Raw genomic sequence first — 18,431 nt, 5'->3', positions numbered from 1 at the left:
CTCCGAGTGTTGACTCTGCTACCCTGCCGTGCTGGCGTCCTACTTGTTCGTGCCAGCCTCCGGCGCGGATTCCGTTGCCTTGTGGCGGGAACTTCCGGTTACCGGCGACTCCGTTACGGGCTTGTCGCCGTCCCGGAATGCCGGTTCCTCTTCCGTTGGGGTGGAAGGGATCCGGGCACCATTTTGGTTATGTGGGAGATTATCACGCGATTCACTATCCGAGACAGAAGAGTCCGCATCGCGGACCGGTGCCTCTTCTTCCCCCGCAGCGTCCACGTCCTCGACTGCTGCCGGCTCGCGGCCCGCCAGGAAGGGAGTGTCCGGTTCCGGGCGGCCCTTCAATCCCAGGAGGACGAACACGATGAGTGCTGCCACAAAGACAAAGATGCTGGTCCAGACGTTGAGCCTGGTGGTTATCCCGAACAGGTTGATCTGTTCGGCGTCGTCGATCCGCATCGCTTCGATCCAGACCCGGCCCAGGGTGTAGTACATGGCGTAGAGCCAGAAGAGCCGGGCACGGCGGAAGTGGAATCGGCGGTCGAGTGCAAGCAGGATGAGCACACCGGCGATGTTCCAGAGTGACTCATAAAGAAACGTGGGGTGGAAAAGGGTATCCACCGGCACTCCGGCCGGGAAGTTGGGATTATCCGCATCAATCTGCAGGCCCCAAGGCAGGGTGGTGGGCCCGCCGAAGAGTTCCTGGTTGAAGTAGTTTCCCCAGCGGCCAACGGCCTGGGCCAGCAGCAGTCCGGGCGCCGCGGCGTCCAGGAAGGCGGTGAGTTTCACGCCGGACCGGCGGCAGCCGATCCAGGCGCCCAGGACGCCCAGAACCACGGCACCCCAGATGCCCAGTCCGCCACGCTGGATCTGCGGGATGAGCCACAGGTCCCCGGTCCCGTCGAAGCCGGGCCCGAAGTAGGCGTCCGGGGACGAAACCACGTGGTAGAGCCGGCCGCCGATGATGCCGAAGGGAATCGCCCAGATGACGATGTCCCAGACGCTGCCTTCGGGCGCGCCGCGGCGGGCCCACCTGACGGACGTGAGCCACAGGCCCACGATGATCCCGGCGAGGATGCACAGGGCATAGGCGTGGATCCGCAGAGTCCCCCACGGCAGCGGGATGTCGAAGCCGGACCAGTCCGGGCTGGGGATGCTGGCCGGCACCAGGGCGGCGGCCTGAAGGAGGATCTGCATGGTGGTTAGGCTTCTTCCCTGACGAGTCCGGCGCTCAGGTCCCGGGTGAGGTCGGCGACGGCGGGGACTCCCCCGTCACGGATGGCGGCAACAAGCGCGGTGCCAACGATGACACCGTCTGCGTATGCTGCGATCTCGCGGACGTGGCTGGCGTTGGAGACACCGAGTCCCACGCAGACGCGTTCGGCGCCGGCGGCGTGCGTGTCGGCCACGAGCTTCTCCGCGCTGCTGCTGACGGCCTGGCGGGTCCCCGTCACGCCCATGATGGAGACGGCATACACAAAGCCGCGGCTTGCCTTGACCGTCATGGCCAGGCGCTCCGGGGTGGAGGACGGCGCCACGAGGAACACGCGGTCCAGTCCGTACTTGTCCGAGGCGGCGAACCATTCCGATGCTTCGTCCGGGATGAGGTCAGGCGTGATGAGCCCTGCTCCCCCGGCCTCGGCCAGCCGGCGCGAGAACTCGTCCACACCCATCCGGACCACGGGATTCCAATAGGTCATCACCAGCACGGCGACGTCGGTGGCTGCCGTGATGCCGGCGACAACGTCAAAGACGCTCTCGACCCGGAATCCGTTGGCGATCGCCTCGGTGGTGGCGGCCTGGATTACCGGGCCGTCCATAACAGGATCCGAGTACGGAATGCCGATTTCGATCAGGTCGGCACCGTTCTTCGCCATGGCAATGCCGGCGTCGATAGTGGCCTGGACGTCCGGGTACCCGGCAGGCAGGTAGCACACGAGCGCTGAGCGCCCGGCGTCCCGCGCACGGTCGATGGCGGCGGCGGACTTGCTGGCCGTCTGTTCAGTCATCAGTTCTGGTCCTCGTTGTTGTCCGCAGCATTGGTGGCAGTAGCAGCTGTGGCGGGAACGGCTTCAGTTTCCGCCCTGTCGGCAGGGCCCTTGGGCTTGCGGGTGGACAGGTTGGTGCCCTTGACCTTGCCCTCCTCGTCGAGCATGTCAAACCATTCCGCGGCGGTCTCAACGTCCTTGTCGCCGCGGCCGGAAAGGTTCACAATGACCACCGTTTCGGACGGGTCGGCACTGCCTTCGGTGAGGCGCTTCCCAACCTTGATGGCACCCGCGAGGGCGTGTGAGGATTCGATGGCGGGGATGATCCCCTCCGTCCGGCAGAGCAGCTTGAACGCGTCCATTGCTTCGCTGTCGGTGATGGGCTCATAGCTGACGCGTCCGATGTCGGCCAGGTAGGCGTGCTCCGGGCCAACGCCCGGGTAGTCCAGGCCTGCGGAAATCGAGTGCGACTCGATGGTCTGCCCGTCGTCGTCCTGCATGAGGTAGGAACGTGCGCCGTGCAGGACGCCCGGCTTGCCAAGGGTGATGGTGGCTGCGTGCCGGCCGGTTTCCACGCCGTCGCCGCCGGCTTCAAAGCCGTAGATCTTCACGGACGGATCATCCAGGAATCCGTGGAAGATGCCGATCGCGTTCGAACCGCCGCCGATGCAGGCGCAGACGGCGTCGGGCAGTTTGCCGGTCTGCTCCAGGATCTGGGCGCGGGCTTCCTCGCCGATGACCTCGTGGAAGAAGCGGACCATGGCCGGGAACGGATGCGCCCCGGCAGCGGTGCCCAATAGGTAGTGCGTGTTGTCGACGTTGCTGACCCAGTCCCGGAGGGCGTCGTTGATGGCGTCCTTGAGGGTCTGGGAACCATTCACCACGGGCACCACGGTGGCGCCGAGCAGCTGCATCCGGGCGACATTCAGTGCCTGCCGGCGGCAGTCTTCGGCGCCCATGTAGACAACGCATTCCAGGCCGAGGAGCGCGGCGGCGGTGGCGCTGGCAACGCCGTGCTGCCCGGCGCCGGTCTCGGCGATCACGCGGGTTTTGCCCATGCGCTTGGCCAGCAGGGCCTGGCCCAGGACGTTGTTGATCTTGTGGGATCCGGTGTGGTTGAGGTCCTCGCGCTTGAGGAAAATCCGGGCGCCGCCGGCGTGCTCGGAGAACCGCTTGGCTTCGGTCAGCAGCGAGGGACGGCCGGAGTAGTTCTTGTTCAGATCGGAGAGCTGGGCCAGGAATTCGGGATCTGCCTTGGCCTTTTCAAAGGTGTCTTCGAGCTCGTCCAGGGCGGCGATCAGCGATTCAGGCATCCAACGCCCGCCGTAGCCGCCGAAGTATGGCCCCGGGGCGTGCTTGAGGGAGCCGCCCTGCAGGAAAGCGTCCGCAGCGTTGTTGTCAGCGTTTTCTGAGGGTGCGTCAACCATCAGTCTCACCGTCCTGTTCAAGTTGGTCGTTCGGAAGTGTTGTGCCGCCGGCGCCAGGCCCGGCGGGTGCCCGGACTAGGCCCGGGCGGCGATGGCGGCAGCGCCGGCCGCCGTGAATTCGGCGATCCGCTCACGCGGCGTTGCGTCGCTGACCAGTGCCTCGCCCACCAGGATGGCGTTGGCGCCGTTGGCGGCGTAATGCGTCACGTCGTCCACGCCGCGCACACCGGATTCGGCGATGACCAGTGCTTGGGCCGGAATCAGTCCGGCGAGGGAGGCGAAAACTGAACGGTCGACGTCGAGCGTCTTCAGGTTGCGCACGTTGACGCCGATGATGCGCGCCTCAGCCGCCACTGCACGTTCGATCTCCTCTTCGGTGTGCGTCTCCACAAGCACGTTCATGCCGAGTTCGCGGCTGAGGGCGCTGAACTCCCGGAGCTGGCTGTCGGAGAGCGACGCCACGATGAGCAGGATCAGGTCCGCGCCGTGGGCGCGGGCCTCCCAGATCTGGTACTCATCGAGGGTGAAATCCTTGCGGAGCAGCGGAACGTCCACGCGGGCACGGACGGCGTCCAGGTCCGCGAGGGAGCCGTTGAAGCGCCGCTGTTCGGTGAGGACGCTGATCACGGCTGCGCCGCCGTCGGCATACTGCTCTGCCAGCGCTGCCGGATCCACGATGCTGGCGAGGTCGCCCTTGGACGGGCTGCGCCGCTTGATTTCCGCGATGACCTTGAACTGGTCCCGCTGCACCGCGGTGCCGCCGAGGGCCGACCAGGCGTCCCGGGCGGGTGCCGCCGCCGCGGCCAGGTCCTTCAGTTCCGCCAGCGAAACGAGGCGCTTCCTGGCCTCCATATCCTCCCAGACACCGGCATTGATGTCGTCGAGAACAGTCGCCATCAGTGGCCGGAGCTCTTCAGCTTGCTGCCTTCGACGCCGTAGCCCGCCTTGCGCATGATGTAGCCAAGGACCAGGCCGAGGACCATCACGGCTGCGCCGGCGATGAAGATGGGGGTGTTGGCGATGACAAAGGCGATGGACGCGATGAGGGCGCCGACCAGCATAACGATCACGCAGGTCCAGGCCGCCGGGCTGTTGCCGTGGCCAAGTTCCTGGCTGTGGTCAACGACGCCGGGGGCAACGGTCCGGGTGCCTGATTTCGATACGGAAGCGGGTGCTTTGCTCATGTGAATCTCCTCGGGATGAATACTGCTTACATTCTGCCATTTTTTGGCCGTGACCTGCCCATCGGCAGACCGGGCTCAGGTTTTAGCGGGCTGCTCGGGTTTGGCTGCGAGCGGGGGTTCAGGTGGGATCGTCGCCGCGCGAGAGCCGGTCCCAGCTGTCGATCTCGTCCACGGGACCGGTGGCGGCCGCCGTACTGCCGGCGGGCCCCCCGTATGTGGCTGCGTCATATTTGGTCCGCGACTTCCAGTGCCGGCCAGCGGGGATGATCAGCAACGCCGCCAGCGCCAGCAGGGCACCGGCGACGACGGCGAGGACCGGGAATGCGGTAGCAGCCGCTTCCGCGTTCCCGCCGGTGACCCCGGTGGCAGCGGCGATGGAGCCCTGCGCGGCGCCCAGCGGGTCAGCCAGCACCGTGGCGGCCGCGGCAATGATGCCCACGGAGGCCAACAAGATGATGGCGGTGATGACCCACCGCGCGAACTTTCCGGCGATGGACGCTGCCAGTCCGCCCGCCAGGGCCACCAAGGCCAGGGCTGTCACCGTGGTGGCGGCCTTGCTGCCCTGGACCGGAAGGGTGTTCTGGTCCCCTGCCGCCTGGCCCACCTGATTGGCGTCCAGGGTGACGGTGATCCAGGTCTGGGTGGTGGTCCCGAAGACGGCCAGCGCAAGGACGGCGATCAGCAGTACCAGTGTGGACTTCCTGGCCCAGGCCGCCGTCATTCGGCGGCCTGGCTTTCCCCGGCGGTGCCGGCGTCGCTGATGTGAGAGGTGCCGGGGAGCGATTCCGCCGCGATGTTGTGCAGCGATCCGGCGGTGTGTACGGCCCGGAGCGGAGCGGCCGCCTTGTTCACGGTCTCCAAGGCTTCTGTGGGGTTCACCGAGTCCGCCACGATGCCTCCCCCGGCCTGGACGTAGGCGCGGCCTTCGCGGAGAAGGGCCGAGCGGATGGCAATGGCCATGTCCATGTCGCCGGCAAAGTCGAGGTAACCCACCACGCCGCCGTAGATGCCGCGGCGGTGGGGTTCAAGCTCGTCCAGCAGGCGCAGAGCCCGGGGCTTCGGGGCACCGGACAGAGTGCCCGCGGGGAAGGTCGCCTTCAGGACGTCGTAGGCGTTGGCGTCCGGGGACAGCTTGCCCACCACGGTGGAGACCAGATGCATGATGTGGCTGAACCGCTCCACCTCCATGAACTGCGTGACGTCCACGGTTCCCGCCACGCAGACCTTGGACAGGTCGTTGCGGGAGAGGTCCACGAGCATCAGGTGTTCGGCACGTTCCTTCTGGTCGGCCAGCAGCTCCTCGGCGAGGGCTTTGTCTCCCTCCACCGTCTTGCCGCGGGGCCGCGAACCGGCAATGGGGTGGGTGATGACTTCTTCGCCGGTCACCGTCACCAGGGCCTCGGGCGAGGACCCAACGATCGAGTACTCCCGGCCGTCGGCGTCCTCGAGGCTGAAGATGTACATGTACGGACTGGGGTTGGTGTTGCGCAGGACGCGGTACACGTCCAGGGGTGAGGCGCCGCACTCCATTTCGAAGCGGCGTGAAATCACCACCTGAAACACTTCACCGTCCACGATGGCTTCCTTGCCGCGGTCAAGGGCGGCCAGGTAGGAGGGTTCGTCCCACCGTTCCTCGACGCTGGAGGCGAAATCCAGGGCGGCGGGTTCCAGCACGGAAACCGGCTGGGCCACTGGTGTGCTGATCGTGGTCAGGAGGGCCTTGACCCGGGCCACGGCATCTTCCCAGGCCTCGTCCACGCGGTCGTTGCTGCCATCGAAGTTGATGGCGTTGGCGATCAGCAGCACCGTGCCGTCATGGTTGTCGTGCACGGCCATGTCCGTCACCAGGTTCAGCGCCATCTCGGGCAGGTGGAGATCATCCTCCGGCGGGCTGGTCAGCCGTTCCCAGTGGCGGACCGTCTCCCAGCCCAGGAAGCCGACTAGGCCGGAGGTGAACGGCGGCAGTCCGTCAAACCTGCTGGTCCGCAGTGCTTCGATGGTGTCGCGGATGGCATCCACGGGATTGCCGTCCAGGGGCACGCCGGCAGGGGGCTGGCCCAGCCAGTGCGCCTGGCCGTCCTTGGTGGTCAGGGTTGCCCGGGACTTCGCGCCAATAAAGGAGTACCGCGACCACGTGCCGCCCACCGCCGCGGACTCCATCAGGAACGTGCCGGGCTGGCCCTGGGCCAGCTTCCGGTAGAGGCCGATAGGGGTCTCCGCGTCCGCCAGCACTTTGAGCGTGACGGGGATGACCCGGCTGCTGCCGGCGAGTTCGCGGAACTCCTCGAGGCCCGGGCTGATGATTCCAAGGTCCTGCATGGCTATGCTTCGCCGCCTGTTCTTGTGTGTCGCCTCGTGAATGTCGCCGGGTGTGGAACGGCGCCAGTCTTATGCTGCCAAAAGTGTGTGTCTGCGGGCAGGTCTTCCGCCCAAGGGCCGTGGGTCAGAGTGCCTCGCCGGTCTGGACATCCAGGTCCCTGCCGTCGAAGCAGGTCCGGGTGCCGGTGTGGCACGCCGCGCCGACCTGGTCCACGCGGATCAGGAGCGCATCGCCGTCGCAGTCCAGGGCAACCGACTTGACCCACTGGACGTGGCCGGAGGTGTCCCCCTTGCGCCAGTATTCCTGGCGGGAACGGGAGTAGAAGGTGACCCGGCCGCTGGTCATGGTGCGGTGCAGGGCTTCATCGTCCATCCAGCCCAGCATCAGCACTTCGTGGGTGTCGAACTGCTGGACCACCGCTGCAACCAGCCCGGCGCCGTCGCGCTTCAGCGCGGCCGCAACAGTGTGCGGAAGCGGGCTTGTGGTAGGGGCCGGGACTATTACGGGTGCGGAGGCGGGCTGTTCAGACATCAGACCAAGTCTAGTGCCTCATCAGCGGCCCCTAATATGCACCAACGGGCATACAAACAGTGTGTGAACAAGGGCACCTATCGGCTGGCGGTTCTGCTGCCCAACTTCCCTGCTCTCGTGCTAGTTTCACAAGTGATGCATTTCGTCGAACCGTCCCGAGAAGTCCTGGCCGAAACCCTGCTGGCGGCCGGCCCTGATGCCCCCACCCTCTGTAGAGGCTGGCGCACCAGGGACCTTGCCGCGCACCTTTACCTTCGCGAACGCAAGGCTGCCGTAGGGCTTGGCCTCATCATCAAGCGCCTGTCCAAGGCTTCGGACAAGGCCACCGCCAAGCTCGCGGCGAAGCTGAAAACCGCTGACGACTACACCGGCCTCGTGAACACCTTCCGTGGTGGCCCGCCGGCTTTGTCCCCCATGAACATCAAGGCATTGGACGAGAGCTCCAACCTGATCGAATATTTCGTCCACACCGAGGACATCCGCCGGGCTGTGGACCGCTGGGCGCCGCGCGCCCTCGACGAGGCCTACTCGGACGCCCTCTGGGACGAACTGATCAAGCGGGCAGCCATCCTTTACCGTGGCGTCGACCTTGGCATTGTGCTGGTGCGCCCGTCCGGGCCGCGGCACGTCGCCAAGCGGGCACCGGTTTCGGTGGCGATCGTTGGTGAGCCGGGTGAACTGCTGATGCACGCCCACGGCCGGACCCGCCACGCCCTGGTCACCTTCGAAGGCCAGCCGGACGCCGTCGCCCTGCTCCAGTCGGCTGAAGTCGGCCTCTAGGTTTCGACAAGCTAAACCACCGGAATCGGTGATCGAGCCTGGGCCCACGCCCGCCGGGTTCCCTGTTCGAGCTTGCGAGAATAGGGGGCGGGTGGGGAGCGAGATCCCACTTAGCGGACTTCGAAGCCTGCGTCGCGGATAGCCTGCTTGACCTGGGACATCATGTTGTCCGGGCCCCAGTGGAAGATCGACGCTGCCAACACGGCGTCCGCTCCGGCGGCGACGGCCGGCGGGAAGTGGGCCGGTTCGCCGGCCCCGCCTGAGGCGATGATCGGCACTTTCACGGCTGCCCGGACGAGCCGGATCAGTTCCAGGTCGAAGCCGTCCTTGGTGCCGTCGGCGTCGATGGAGTTGAGCAGGATTTCCCCGATACCGCGGTCGGCAGCTTCCCTGGCCCACTCGATGGCGTCGATCCCTGTACCAGTGCGGCCGCCGTGGGTGGTCACTTCAAAGCCCGACGGCGTGAGCTGGGACCCGGGGCGGGTCCGGCGGGCGTCCACGGACAGGACCAGCACCTGCGAACCGAAATGCCGGCTGATTTCGTTGATGACGTCCGGCCGGGCAACGGCGGCCGTGTTGATGGAAGCCTTGTCCGCGCCGAAACGCAGGAGCTTGTCCACCTCGGCAACACCGCGGACACCGCCGCCCACGGTCAGCGGGATGAAGACCTCCTCGGCCGTGCGGCGGACCACGTCGAAGGTGGTTTCGCGGTTGCCTGAGGACGCCGTGACATCGAGGAACGTCAGCTCGTCGGCGCCCGCATTGTCGTACCGGTGCGCCAGCTCCACCGGGTCACCCGCGTCGCGGAGCCCCTCGAAGTTGATGCCCTTCACAACGCGCCCGGCGTCGACGTCGAGGCAGGGGATGACTCGTACAGCTACAGCCATGGGGACTCCTGGAATTCTCGGGTGGGTTCTGCGGCGCGGCGTGAAGCGGGCGGGATGCTCAGATACGGCAGGCGTGGATGCTGCTGACCAGGATGGCGCGGGCGCCGAGGTCGTAGAGCTCATCCATGATCCGGTTGGTTTCCTTCTTCGGAACCATGGACCGGACGGCCACCCAGTCGGAGTCGCGCAGCGGTGAGACGGTGGGTGATTCCAGGCCGGGAGTCAGTGCGGCGGCCTGTTCCACGAGTTCCTTGCGGATGTCGTAGTCCATGAGCACGTACTGGCGTGCCACGAGGACGCCCTGCAGGCGGCGGATCAGGACTTCAATCTCCTTGGCGGTGCCGTTCGCGGCTCCGCCTTCGCCCGTGCGGCGGATCAGGACCGCTTCCGATTTGAGGATCGGCTCGCCGAAGATTTCCATCCCGGCGGCCTTGAGGGTGTTGCCCGTTTCCACGACGTCGGCGATGGCATCAGCTACGCCGAGGCGTACTGAAGACTCCACGGCGCCGTCGAGCCGGACCACCTTGGCGTTGATGCCCCGCTCGGCGAGGTAGCCGCGGAGCAGTCCGTCGTAGCTGGTGGCGAGGCGTTTTCCTTCAAGCTCTTCTGCTGTGGCGAAGTCGCCCACCGGTCCGGCGAAGCGGAACGTGGACGCAGCGAAGCCCAGGGGCAGCAGTTCCTCGGCTTCCACCTCGGCGTCCAGCAGCAGGTCGCGGCCGGTGATGCCGACGTCGAGGGTTCCGCGTCCGACGTAGACAGCGATGTCGCGCGGGCGGAGGAAGAAGAACTCGATGTCGTTGTCCGGGTCCATCATGACCAGCTCGCGGGTGTCGCGGCGCTGGCGGTAGCCCGCTTCGGACAGCATGGCGGAGGCGGCTTCGGACAGGGAGCCCTTGTTGGGGACGGCTACTCGCAGCATGGGGGGTCTTTCTTGGTTAGGAGGTCTGTGGATCAGGCAAACGGGCCACGCAGGGCACGGGCCGGCAGTTGGTGACCGCCGCGTGCCGCAGTGGCTACAGATGCTTGTAGACGTCTTCCAGGGTCAGGCCTTTAGCGAGCATCAGAACCTGCAGGTGGTAGAGCAGCTGGGAGATTTCCTCGGCCGTGGCCTCATCGGATTCGTACTCAGCGGCCATCCACACTTCGGCTGCTTCCTCCACGACTTTCTTGCCAATGCCGTGGACTCCGGACTCCAATTCAGCGACGGTGCGGGAGCCTGCCGGGCGGGTGGCTGCCTTCTCACTCAGTTCAGCGAACAGCGTCTCGAAATTCTTCACGCCCTACAGCCTACTTGCTGCCGGCCCGGGGGCGCCTTTCGGGCCGCTGCATGACGGGCGCGATGTGAGCGAACACACACCGCCCCCCGGCAGCCCGCCCGCTGCTATGTGTACTGCTTGAGGAGGACAGCGGTGGCCAAGGCTGCCGTCACGGCTTCGTGGCCCTTGTCCTCGCTGGAGCCCGGCAGGCCCGCGCGGTCCAGTCCCTGCTGCTCCGTATCGCAGGTCAGCACGCCGAAGCCCACCGGCACGCCGGTGGAGACACTGACATCGGTCAGTCCCGACGTCGCGGCCTGGCAGACGTATTCAAAGTGCGGCGTGCCGCCACGGATCACGACGCCGAGTGCCACCACTGCGTCAAAGTGCCGTGCCAGCCGCGCGGCGGCGACGGGAAGCTCGAAGGCGCCCGGAACGCGCAGTACGGTGGGTTCGCTGATGCCCGCGTCCTTGGCGGCGCGCAGGGCACCGTCCAGGAGTCCGTCCATGATCTGGGTGTGCCAGCTGGCTGCCACGATGGCCAGCCGCAGCTGCGACGTTTCCGCCGGGTTGAGGGTGGTGAGGTCAATATCTGGTGCGCCGTGTCCGCTCATGCGTGAATCTGATCCGTTCAGTTTTGGTCGTGGTCGAAATCGTCGGCAGCGCCGCTTGGCACCGTGACAACGTGGGTGTCCAGCATCAGCCGGTGCTCCATGCGGTCCTTTTTGGTCTGCAGGTAGCGGATGTTCTGGTCACGGGACGGAACCTCGGTGGGCACCATTTCCACCACCTTCACACCGGCTTTGGCGAGCCTGTTCTTTTTGTCCGGGTTGTTGCTCAGGAGCCGGATCTCGTGGAGGCCCATCTCGGCCAGGATCTGGGCGGCCGCCTTGTAGCAGCGGGCGTCCACCGGCAGTCCCAGCTGCTCGTTGGCCTCCACGGTGTCAAAGCCCGCTTCCTGGAGGGCATAGGCCTTGATCTTGTTGGCCAGCCCGATCCCCCGGCCTTCCTGCCCGCGCAGGTACAGCAACGTGCCGCCGAACTCGTTGATCAGCTCCAGGGCATACGCCAGCTGTTCGCCGCAGTCACAACGGTAGGAGCTGAAGACGTCGCCGGTCAGGCACTCCGAATGTAGCCTGACCAGCGGGGCAACGCCCTCCCTGGGCGGGTTGGGCGAGCTCACGGCCAGGTGCTCGGCGCCCGTGACCAGGTCTGTCCACGCCTGGGTAATGAAATCGCCAAATGCCGTGGGCAGCTGCACAATGGGACCGCCGCTCACGGGGTGGTGGGCCCGGCCATTGCCGGCCGCCCCCCGGTGGTGGCCGTTCTGGTGGCTGTTGTCCGATACTCCGGAAGCCGTCATCATTACTCCTCTACTCCGCCCGGGCGTCCGGCCCGGTGTCACTGTCGGCGGGAGCCCCGGCCCCTGCTTCAAGGTAAGCCACCAGATCCTCAATCGAGATCAGGGGGCATCCATGTTCAGCGGCGAAACTCCGCAGCCCGTCGAGCCGCATCATTTCGCCGTCGTCGTGCACAACCTCGGCGATCACGCCCACTGGCTCCAGTCCGGCGAGCCGGCAGAGGTCCACGGCCGCTTCGGTGTGGCCGGGGCGTTCACGCACTCCTCCGTTAACTGCCCGGAGCGGGAAAATATGCCCGGGCCTGGTCACGGCCGCCGGTCCGGCGCCGGGGTCTGCGAGGACGCGGGCCGTGAGGGCCCGGTCCGTGGCGGAGATTCCGGTGCTGACACCCACCGCCGCGTCGCAGGAAACGGTGTACGCGGTGCCCTTCGCGTCCTCGTTCACTGCCACCATCGGCGGCAGTGCCAGGGCCTCGGCGCGCTCCCCGCTCAAGGGGACGCAGATGACGCCGGAGCTGTAGCGGATGGTCCATCCCATGAGGGCAGGGGTGGCATGCTGTGCGGCGAAGATGATGTCGCCTTCGTTTTCGCGGTCCTCGTTGTCCACCACCAGCACGGGCCGGCCGGCGGCCATGGCGCGGATGGCATCTTCCACGGGGTCAAGTCCGAAGGTTGCACTAGGCACCGGGCCGGCGGACGCGGCCGGCTCCAGCCGGACGGCGGCGTTCATCGCTTGCCCCCGGTGGTTGCGCCGGTGCTGAATGCCAGCAGGCGTTCGGTGTATTTGGCCAGCACGTCCACTTCAAGGTTGACCCTGCTGCCGGTCACCTTGGCCCCCAGGCCGGTCTCGGCCAAGGTGGTGGGGATCAGCCCCACTTCGAACCAGGGCTCCGGCTCCGCGGCGGGGCTGACCGCAGTGACGGTGAGCGAGACGCCGTCGATCGCTATGGAGCCCTTCTCCGCGATGTAGCGGGCGAGGTTGGCCGGCACACCGAACCGGAGGCGTTCCCAGTTGCCGAGCGCCTCGCGCTCCAGCAGCTGCCCGACGCCGTCGACGTGGCCCTGGACGACGTGGCCGTCCAGCCGGCCGCCGGCAGGGACACAGCGCTCAAGGTTCACCGAGTCACCGGCGGCAAGTTCGCCGATGGTGCTGCGGACGAGGGTTTCGCCCATCACATCAACGCTGAACTCTTTGCCCTCGATGGCGGTGGCCGTCAGGCAGACCCCGTTGACGGCGATGGACCCGCCCAGTCCGAGCCCTTCGGTAGTGCCGGGCGCCCGCAGGCGGAGCGTTGCGCTGGCATCGCCGTCCCGCTCCACGGACAGGACCTGTCCCTGTTCGGCAATAATTCCGGTAAACATCAGTAGCCTCCCATGGCTGGTTCCGCGGCAGCGCGGGATAGGTGTGGTTCAAGAGCTTCGGTTGGTACCGGACGGAGGTGCAGCCTCAGGTCCCGGCCCAGGGTCAGGACGGCGCCGCCGTCGGAGGGGTCCCAGTCCCAGTGCCGGGCATCCGCGAGCGTGGTGATTCCCAGTCCGTTGAGGGCGGGAGTTCCGGAGCCCAGCAGGGTGGGGGCAAGGTAGACAATGAGTTCGTCCACAAGGCCGGCGGCCAGGAATGAGCTGAGGATGCGTGAGCCGCCTTCCACCATGACGTGGCGGATTCCTTCCGCGTAGAGGAGCGAGAGCGCCTCCCGCGGATCCCGCGTGGGCAGGTGGAGCACGTTCCCGTCGTCACCGCGGACGGCGGCGTCGGCCGGGATGTCCCGCAGGCCCATCACGGCCCGCAGCGGTTGCTTGCCCGCTGTGGCTCCGGACGCATCGCGGGCTGTCAGCCGGGGATTGTCCACGAGCACGGTCTGCGTGCCGACGAGGATGGCGTCGATCCGCCGCCTCAGTCCGTGGTTGTCAGCGAGCGACTCCGGGGAGGAGATCCACTGGCTCGTTCCATCCTCAGCGGCGATCCGGCTGTCCAGGGTCTGCGCGATGTGCAGCGTCACGAACGGGCGCTGTGCGGCCACTCCCAGGAACCACTGACGGTTCAACTCGAACGATTGGCTGGCCGCGAGCCCGCTGCGGACGTGGACGCCCGCGTTCCGGAGGGTGGCTGCGCCGCCCGCCGCAGGGTCGTGCGGATCGTCGACGGCGTAGACCACGTCCGTGATTCCGGCACGAATGATCGCCTGGGTGCAGGGCCCCGTACGGCCGCTGTGGTCACAGGGTTCCAGCGTGATCACCATCGTGCAGCCGCTCAGGTCCAGCCCGGCGGCCTCAGCCTGGGCGATGGCGTCCGCTTCCGCGTGGGGTGTGCCGGCGCCGCGGTGATACCCGGTCACCAGCTGGCGGCCGGCAGCATCGATGACGACGGCGCCCACCAGCGGATTCGCTCCGCGCGGGCCCTGAAGGGCTGCTTCCAGCGCTGCGTCCATGGCGGCGGTTTCGGCGGCGCTGAACGCCGTGACGGTTTCGATCCGGGTCATGGGGCAGCCACCGGTTCGGCGGCTTCGGTTCCCGGACCATGGGAAATCCTGGCTTCAAAGAGCCATCGCAAGGGGTTCATGTGTGTTGTCGTTCCTTCCCTCTAGAACCGCGATGGCTCCGGGGGTATACGACAGCAGAAGACCGCAGCGCCAAAGGGCGCCGCAGATACAGCTGTACGTGCTTCTCTCATCCAGACTTTAACTGTCGGTACCGGAATTTCACCAGTTCAACCGTCCGCCGGTTCCTTCCCTGAAGGGGAAAGCGCCGGCTCGCGGGTCGCGGACTATCACCGCCGGTTCGGACTTACACCGACCCCGGAGCACGTATTGTGTGTTGCTATTGTGCCATAACCACAAGGTGGCCCAGACTATTCCGCGGACGCAGCACGTAACTTTATGCTGCCGGCTTCGCGGAGCCGTCCAATGGCTGCAGCCGGGTCCTCCGCGCCGTAAACAGCCGAACCCGCCACAAAGACGTTCGCGCCTGCTTCGGCCGCCCGCAAAATGGTTTCCTCGGTAATGCCGCCGTCCACCTGGAGAGCGACATTGATTCCGGAGCCGTCAATGGCTGCCCGTGCCCTGCGGATCTTGGGCAGGGTGAAGTCCAGGAACGCCTGGCCACCGAACCCCGGCTCCACAGTCATGATCAGGAGCATGTCCAGTTCCTCGAGCATGTCCAGGTAGGGCTCCACGGCAGTGGCCGGGCGCAGCGCCATGCCGGCCTTGGAGCCCCGGGCCCTCAGTTCGCGGGCCAGTTTGACCGGTGCAATGGAGGCCTCAGCGTGGAAGGTCACGGATGCCAGCCCGGCGTCTGCGAACCCCGGCGCCCAGCGGTCGGCGTCGGAGATCATCAGATGGGCGTCCAGCGGTACCGGGCTGACCGCCTGGATCCGTTGGACCACGGGCAAGCCCAAGGTGAGGTTGGGGACAAAGTGGTTGTCCATAACATCCACGTGCACGGCGTCAGCGTTGCTGATGCGCTGCAGTTCGGCTTCGAGGTTGACGAAGTCGGCGGACAGGATGCTGGGGTTGATGCAGCACTGCGGCATGGGGGAACCTTTCACGGGTCAGGCTTTCTTCCGGATGAGGGCCAGGAACATGGCATCGGTGCTGTGGATGTGCGGCCAGAGTTGCGCCGTGGAATCGTGGCCTGCGCCCAGGTTCCCGGTCAGGCTCACGCTGTCCAGCACGGCACCGGCGTCCAGCAGCTCCAGGTCATCCCGCTTCCGGAGGGCATCGCTGACCACTGCCGTGGTTTCGGCCGGGTGGGGTGAACAGGTGACATAGGCAACCACTCCGCCGGGGCGGACGGCCTCCAGCGCCGATTTCAACAGGGCGCGCTGCAGCGGTCCCAGGTCCGCGAGGTCCTTGGGGGTGCGGCGCCAGCGGGACTCCGGCCTGCGGCGCAGGGCACCCAGCCCGCTGCAGGGGACGTCCACCAAGACACGGTCAAAGGACTCCGGCTGCTCAGTGCCCACGTCGCGGCCATCGCCGGTCCGGACGCGCCAGACGTCCCGGGGCACGGCGGACAGGGCCTGGCTGACGAGTTTGGCACGGTGCGGCGCAGGTTCATTGGCGAGCAGCGTGGCGCCCTGGGCGTTGGCCAGCGCGCCCAGCAGGGCCGCCTTGCCACCGGGGCCGGCGCACAGGTCCAGCCAGGTTTCGTTCCTGCGTTCTGCTCCAGTGCCGTCGGTGGGATCGAGGTCCACTGCCGCCATGGCGCGGGCCACCAGCTGGGAGCCGACATCCTGGACGCGCGTACTGCCTTCCCGTATGGAGGCGAGGCGGCCCAGGTCTCCGCCGCTGGAGAGCGCCGAGCCTTCAACGAGTTCACCGGGGGTCGCCCCGCCCTCCAGGGCTTCATCCAGGCTGCCCAGGCCGGGCAAGGCCACCAGGTTGACCACCGGAGCTTCGTTATCGGCTTCCAGCAGGTCGTTGATTTCGGTGGCTGACCGCCCGTGGGCCACCAAGGACTGGCGCATGGCCCGGACAATCCATTCGGGATGGGCGTACCGGAGGGACGCGATGGTGGTTTCGTCGCTTTCACCGGCGACGAGGACCTCAAGCCATTCCTCCAGCGTGTGCGCCGTGACCTTCCGCAGCACCGCATTGATCAGGGCGGAGGGGCCGGCACCGATGACGGCGCGGGCCAGGCCAACGGTCTGGTCCAGGGCGGCGTGGGCCGGGACACGCATGGCCAGCAGCTGATGGGTGCCGATCCGCAGGGCGTCGAGAATGGCAGGGTCAAGCTGGTCCAGCGGCCGGTCAACGCAGCGGGCCAGGATGGCATCGTACGTGCCCTGGCCACGCAGGGCCCCGTAGCTGAGCTCGGTGGCGAAGCCGGCGTCGCGCTTGTCCAGGCCGTGATGGCGGATGCGGGACGGGAGCACCAGGTTGGCGTAGGCGTCCTCGGCGGCTACCGCGCGCAGGACTTCAAAAGCCACCAGCCGCGCGGGGTCCGCCCGGCGGGTCCGCTGCGCAGGAGCGTTTTCGGTGAAGCTCCGCTGGGAGGGGCGGTTGCGTTCGCGGCCCTGGGCGTTGCGCTGGCTGGAATCCCTCGGCCCGCCCTTGCCCCGTCCGCTGTTGCCGCGTCCGCCGCCCGGGGCGCCGCTTCCGCTGCCGCCCGTGCCGCCTGCATTACCGCCGGATTCGCTCATTCGAAGACCACGCTTTCCAGTGTTGCCATGCCACGCGCCCAATCGGCGGCGGCCATCATCTTTTTGCCCGAAGGCTGGATCCTCGTCAGCTCCACGGCGTGGGATCCGGTGCCCACCAGGACGCTCTTCCCGTCGAGGAATACTGCGCCGGGTTGCAGGTCAGTGTCACTTGGCCGGAGCCGGACAGGTTCGAGTTTGACGCGCTGTCCGTCCAGAGTGGTCCAGGCGCCGGGCTCGGGAGTCACGCCGCGGGCGCGCCTGCCGATCGCCAGGGCGGGCTGCTTCCAGTCGAGCCGGCCGTCATCGATGGTCAGCTTGGGGGCCAGTGAAACGTCGCCGACCTGCGGCTGTGCAGCTGCCCTCCCGGCTTCCACGGCGGACAGCGTCTGGGCAAGGAGCACGGCCCCGCTGCGGGACAGCCGCTCCAGCAGCGCTCCGGCGGTGTCCTCCGGGCCAACGCCCTCGGTCAGCGTTCCGAAGACCGGGCCGGTGTCCAGCCCTTCTTCCAACAGGAAAGTGACTGCCCCGGTGACGTCGTCGCCGGCCATCACGGACCGCTGCACGGGGGCAGCGCCACGCCATGCGGGCAGCAGGGAAAAGTGCAGGTTGATCCAACCATGCGGGGGAACATCAAGGGCGGGGCGCGGAATCAGGCCGCCGTAGGCCACGATGGCGGCCACGTCCGGCTTGGCCGCGGCGATTTTCGCCGTCACGGCCTCGTCCACGCGGGTGGCGTGGATGATGTTGATTCCCAGCTCGGCGGCGCGGGCTGCAACGGGCGACGGCGTCAGCACCCGTTTGCGCCCTATCGGCGCGTCGGGACGGGTCAGGACGGCAACGATCTCAAAGCCGGCCCCAACGAGGGCATCAAGGGACGGGACGGCCACGGCGGGGGTGCCGGCAAAAAGTACCCTCATGTGGTGGCGCCGCCGCCGAAGCTGGCCTGGCCAGGGCTGGCGCTCCCAGAGTTCGCGCCTCCAACGCTCGAGCCCCCGAAACTGGACCCGACCGTCTTGGCTCGCTTCGTCGTCGTGCGTTCCGTGATGGCGTCATAGTTGGCATTGCGGATGGAACGCAGGGCCGTTTTCCGGTCCTCGCCTTCCAGCCTGTCGGTGTAGAGGATGCCGTCCAGGTGGTCCGTCTCGTGCTGGAAGCAACGGGCCAGCAGGCCTTCCCCCTCCACCGCGACAGGATTCCCATTCAGGTCAACACCGGTGGCGCGTGTGGCGCGGAAGCGGCGGACCGGGAACGCCAGGCCCGGAATGGACAGGCAACCCTCAACCTGGTCCGCCTGGAAGTCCTCGCTGTTTTCCAGGACCGGATTGATGATGTGGCCCTCCACGCCGTCAATCCGGTAGGTGAAGACCCGCTGGCTGACGCCAATCTGGGGGGCCGCGAGGCCGGCGCCATCCACGTCCTCCATGGTTTCCGTCATGTCCGCAACCAGCTTGGCGAGCTCAGGACCGAATTCCGTCACGGGATCAGCCACTGTGCGGAGCACAGGATCACCGATGATGCGGATATTCAGAATGGCCATGTGCTGTCTTTCCTCACGGTGGGCGTTATG

21 protein-coding genes and 1 riboswitch are annotated in these 18,431 nt (G+C 67.0%); of the genes, 1 reads left to right on the top strand and 20 read right to left on the bottom strand.

Annotated elements, in window-relative coordinates:
• Nucleotides 1-39: 39 nt before the first annotated feature.
• From lgt to hisI, 8 genes are all read right to left on the bottom strand, one after another.
• The gene (gene lgt / locus ACX80X_RS05980; RefSeq protein WP_252600220.1) at nt 40-1,194 is read right to left on the bottom strand and encodes a prolipoprotein diacylglyceryl transferase; all 1,155 of its coding nucleotides are present in this window, start codon (nt 1,192-1,194) and stop codon (nt 40-42) included.
• 5 nt (nt 1,195-1,199) lie between these two features.
• A complete protein-coding gene (gene trpA, locus ACX80X_RS05975) occupies nt 1,200-2,006 on the bottom strand; it encodes a tryptophan synthase subunit alpha (protein ID WP_056345641.1) in 807 nt (268 codons plus the stop codon).
• On the bottom strand, nt 2,006-3,412 hold the full coding sequence (gene trpB / locus ACX80X_RS05970; protein ID WP_252600219.1) for a tryptophan synthase subunit beta: 1,407 nt from the start codon (nt 3,410-3,412) through the stop codon (nt 2,006-2,008). Before trpB ends, trpA begins: the two co-directional genes overlap by 1 nt.
• A 75-nt stretch (nt 3,413-3,487) precedes the next feature.
• A complete protein-coding gene (gene trpC / locus ACX80X_RS05965) occupies nt 3,488-4,309 on the bottom strand; it encodes an indole-3-glycerol phosphate synthase TrpC (RefSeq protein WP_459311486.1) in 822 nt (273 codons plus the stop codon).
• Nucleotides 4,309-4,596: an HGxxPAAW family protein gene (locus ACX80X_RS05960; RefSeq protein WP_252600217.1), complete on the bottom strand. Its 288-nt coding sequence runs from the start codon at nt 4,594-4,596 to the stop codon at nt 4,309-4,311. The genes trpC and ACX80X_RS05960 overlap by 1 nt, the downstream gene beginning before the upstream one ends.
• Nucleotides 4,597-4,714: 118 nt before the next feature.
• Complete coding sequence (locus tag ACX80X_RS05955; RefSeq protein ID WP_459311484.1) at nt 4,715-5,317, bottom strand: Trp biosynthesis-associated membrane protein; 603 nt, start codon at nt 5,315-5,317, stop codon at nt 4,715-4,717.
• The gene (locus tag ACX80X_RS05950; protein WP_459311482.1) at nt 5,314-6,915 is read right to left on the bottom strand and encodes an anthranilate synthase component I; all 1,602 of its coding nucleotides are present in this window, start codon (nt 6,913-6,915) and stop codon (nt 5,314-5,316) included. The genes ACX80X_RS05955 and ACX80X_RS05950 overlap by 4 nt, the downstream gene beginning before the upstream one ends.
• 124 nt (nt 6,916-7,039) lie before the next feature.
• Nucleotides 7,040-7,447: a phosphoribosyl-AMP cyclohydrolase gene (hisI, locus tag ACX80X_RS05945; RefSeq protein ID WP_252600214.1), complete on the bottom strand. Its 408-nt coding sequence runs from the start codon at nt 7,445-7,447 to the stop codon at nt 7,040-7,042.
• Between the two features lie 135 nt (nt 7,448-7,582).
• Between hisI and ACX80X_RS05940 the strand changes: the two genes are divergently transcribed.
• Nucleotides 7,583-8,227, top strand: coding sequence for a TIGR03085 family metal-binding protein (locus ACX80X_RS05940; protein WP_058932697.1), 645 nt, complete (start codon nt 7,583-7,585; stop codon nt 8,225-8,227).
• A 110-nt stretch (nt 8,228-8,337) separates the two neighbouring features.
• On the opposite strand, the gene hisF is transcribed toward ACX80X_RS05940, so the two are convergent.
• From hisF to def, 12 genes are all read right to left on the bottom strand, one after another.
• On the bottom strand, nt 8,338-9,114 hold the full coding sequence (gene hisF / locus ACX80X_RS05935) for an imidazole glycerol phosphate synthase subunit HisF (RefSeq protein ID WP_252609184.1): 777 nt from the start codon (nt 9,112-9,114) through the stop codon (nt 8,338-8,340).
• Between the two features lie 58 nt (nt 9,115-9,172).
• On the bottom strand, nt 9,173-10,033 hold the full coding sequence (gene hisG / locus ACX80X_RS05930; RefSeq protein WP_248761504.1) for an ATP phosphoribosyltransferase: 861 nt from the start codon (nt 10,031-10,033) through the stop codon (nt 9,173-9,175).
• 94 nt (nt 10,034-10,127) lie between these two features.
• Nucleotides 10,128-10,391: a phosphoribosyl-ATP diphosphatase gene (locus tag ACX80X_RS05925; protein WP_056345618.1), complete on the bottom strand. Its 264-nt coding sequence runs from the start codon at nt 10,389-10,391 to the stop codon at nt 10,128-10,130.
• Between the two features lie 104 nt (nt 10,392-10,495).
• On the bottom strand, nt 10,496-10,981 hold the full coding sequence (gene ribH, locus ACX80X_RS05920; RefSeq protein WP_252600213.1) for a 6,7-dimethyl-8-ribityllumazine synthase: 486 nt from the start codon (nt 10,979-10,981) through the stop codon (nt 10,496-10,498).
• Between the two features lie 17 nt (nt 10,982-10,998).
• Nucleotides 10,999-11,730 (bottom strand): GTP cyclohydrolase II, encoded by a 732-nt coding sequence (gene ribA / locus ACX80X_RS05915; protein ID WP_252609206.1) that lies wholly within the window; start codon nt 11,728-11,730, stop codon nt 10,999-11,001.
• Nucleotides 11,731-11,740: 10 nt separating this feature from the next.
• Nucleotides 11,741-12,457 carry a 3,4-dihydroxy-2-butanone-4-phosphate synthase gene (ribB, locus tag ACX80X_RS05910; protein ID WP_252609182.1) on the bottom strand — a complete coding sequence of 239 codons (717 nt, stop codon included), beginning with the start codon at nt 12,455-12,457 and terminating at the stop codon, nt 11,741-11,743.
• The gene (locus ACX80X_RS05905) at nt 12,454-13,089 is read right to left on the bottom strand and encodes a riboflavin synthase (RefSeq protein WP_252609180.1); all 636 of its coding nucleotides are present in this window, start codon (nt 13,087-13,089) and stop codon (nt 12,454-12,456) included. The genes ribB and ACX80X_RS05905 overlap by 4 nt, the downstream gene beginning before the upstream one ends.
• Nucleotides 13,089-14,207, bottom strand: coding sequence for a bifunctional diaminohydroxyphosphoribosylaminopyrimidine deaminase/5-amino-6-(5-phosphoribosylamino)uracil reductase RibD (ribD, locus tag ACX80X_RS05900; protein ID WP_252600210.1), 1,119 nt, complete (start codon nt 14,205-14,207; stop codon nt 13,089-13,091). The genes ACX80X_RS05905 and ribD overlap by 1 nt, the downstream gene beginning before the upstream one ends.
• A 174-nt stretch (nt 14,208-14,381) precedes the next feature.
• Nucleotides 14,382-14,535, bottom strand: a riboswitch (FMN riboswitch).
• A 40-nt stretch (nt 14,536-14,575) separates the two neighbouring features.
• Complete coding sequence (gene rpe, locus ACX80X_RS05895) at nt 14,576-15,256, bottom strand: ribulose-phosphate 3-epimerase (RefSeq protein ID WP_252600235.1); 681 nt, start codon at nt 15,254-15,256, stop codon at nt 14,576-14,578.
• An 18-nt stretch (nt 15,257-15,274) separates the two neighbouring features.
• Nucleotides 15,275-16,864 (bottom strand): RsmB/NOP family class I SAM-dependent RNA methyltransferase, encoded by a 1,590-nt coding sequence (locus ACX80X_RS05890; protein ID WP_459311479.1) that lies wholly within the window; start codon nt 16,862-16,864, stop codon nt 15,275-15,277.
• Entirely contained in the window at nt 16,861-17,781 is a 921-nt protein-coding gene (gene fmt, locus ACX80X_RS05885; RefSeq protein ID WP_252614053.1) for a methionyl-tRNA formyltransferase, read from the bottom strand. Before fmt ends, ACX80X_RS05890 begins: the two co-directional genes overlap by 4 nt.
• Nucleotides 17,778-18,401 (bottom strand): peptide deformylase, encoded by a 624-nt coding sequence (gene def, locus ACX80X_RS05880; RefSeq protein ID WP_104061991.1) that lies wholly within the window; start codon nt 18,399-18,401, stop codon nt 17,778-17,780. The genes fmt and def overlap by 4 nt, the downstream gene beginning before the upstream one ends.
• Between the last annotated feature and the right edge of the window lie 30 nt (nt 18,402-18,431).

This window comes from Pseudarthrobacter sp. MDT3-1 (assembly GCF_054510755.1).
The sequence above is the reverse complement of the archived record's forward strand: the minus strand, read 5'-3'. Positions and strand labels throughout refer to the sequence as shown.

What these genes read in the sequence shown, in the direction of transcription:
- fmt (WP_252614053.1), bottom strand. Translation starts at nt 17,781, where the DNA reads ATGAGGGTACTTTTTGCCGGCACCCCCGCCGTGGCCGTCCCGTCCCTT.
- hisF (WP_252609184.1), bottom strand. Translation starts at nt 9,114, where the DNA reads ATGGCTGTAGCTGTACGAGTCATCCCCTGCCTCGACGTCGACGCCGGG.
- def (WP_104061991.1), bottom strand. Translation starts at nt 18,401, where the DNA reads ATGGCCATTCTGAATATCCGCATCATCGGTGATCCTGTGCTCCGCACA.
- trpB (WP_252600219.1), bottom strand. Translation starts at nt 3,412, where the DNA reads ATGGTTGACGCACCCTCAGAAAACGCTGACAACAACGCTGCGGACGCT.
- ribD (WP_252600210.1), bottom strand. Translation starts at nt 14,207, where the DNA reads ATGACCCGGATCGAAACCGTCACGGCGTTCAGCGCCGCCGAAACCGCC.
- ACX80X_RS05890 (WP_459311479.1), bottom strand. Translation starts at nt 16,864, where the DNA reads ATGAGCGAATCCGGCGGTAATGCAGGCGGCACGGGCGGCAGCGGAAGC.
- ribA (WP_252609206.1), bottom strand. Translation starts at nt 11,730, where the DNA reads ATGACGGCTTCCGGAGTATCGGACAACAGCCACCAGAACGGCCACCAC.
- trpA (WP_056345641.1), bottom strand. Translation starts at nt 2,006, where the DNA reads ATGACTGAACAGACGGCCAGCAAGTCCGCCGCCGCCATCGACCGTGCG.
- hisI (WP_252600214.1), bottom strand. Translation starts at nt 7,447, where the DNA reads ATGTCTGAACAGCCCGCCTCCGCACCCGTAATAGTCCCGGCCCCTACC.
- trpC (WP_459311486.1), bottom strand. Translation starts at nt 4,309, where the DNA reads ATGGCGACTGTTCTCGACGACATCAATGCCGGTGTCTGGGAGGATATG.
- ACX80X_RS05905 (WP_252609180.1), bottom strand. Translation starts at nt 13,089, where the DNA reads ATGTTTACCGGAATTATTGCCGAACAGGGACAGGTCCTGTCCGTGGAG.
- ACX80X_RS05940 (WP_058932697.1), top strand. Translation starts at nt 7,583, where the DNA reads ATGCATTTCGTCGAACCGTCCCGAGAAGTCCTGGCCGAAACCCTGCTG.
- lgt (WP_252600220.1), bottom strand. Translation starts at nt 1,194, where the DNA reads ATGCAGATCCTCCTTCAGGCCGCCGCCCTGGTGCCGGCCAGCATCCCC.
- ribB (WP_252609182.1), bottom strand. Translation starts at nt 12,457, where the DNA reads ATGAACGCCGCCGTCCGGCTGGAGCCGGCCGCGTCCGCCGGCCCGGTG.
- ACX80X_RS05960 (WP_252600217.1), bottom strand. Translation starts at nt 4,596, where the DNA reads ATGAGCAAAGCACCCGCTTCCGTATCGAAATCAGGCACCCGGACCGTT.
- ribH (WP_252600213.1), bottom strand. Translation starts at nt 10,981, where the DNA reads ATGAGCGGACACGGCGCACCAGATATTGACCTCACCACCCTCAACCCG.
- hisG (WP_248761504.1), bottom strand. Translation starts at nt 10,033, where the DNA reads ATGCTGCGAGTAGCCGTCCCCAACAAGGGCTCCCTGTCCGAAGCCGCC.
- ACX80X_RS05950 (WP_459311482.1), bottom strand. Translation starts at nt 6,915, where the DNA reads ATGCAGGACCTTGGAATCATCAGCCCGGGCCTCGAGGAGTTCCGCGAA.
- ACX80X_RS05955 (WP_459311484.1), bottom strand. Translation starts at nt 5,317, where the DNA reads ATGACGGCGGCCTGGGCCAGGAAGTCCACACTGGTACTGCTGATCGCC.
- rpe (WP_252600235.1), bottom strand. Translation starts at nt 15,256, where the DNA reads ATGCCGCAGTGCTGCATCAACCCCAGCATCCTGTCCGCCGACTTCGTC.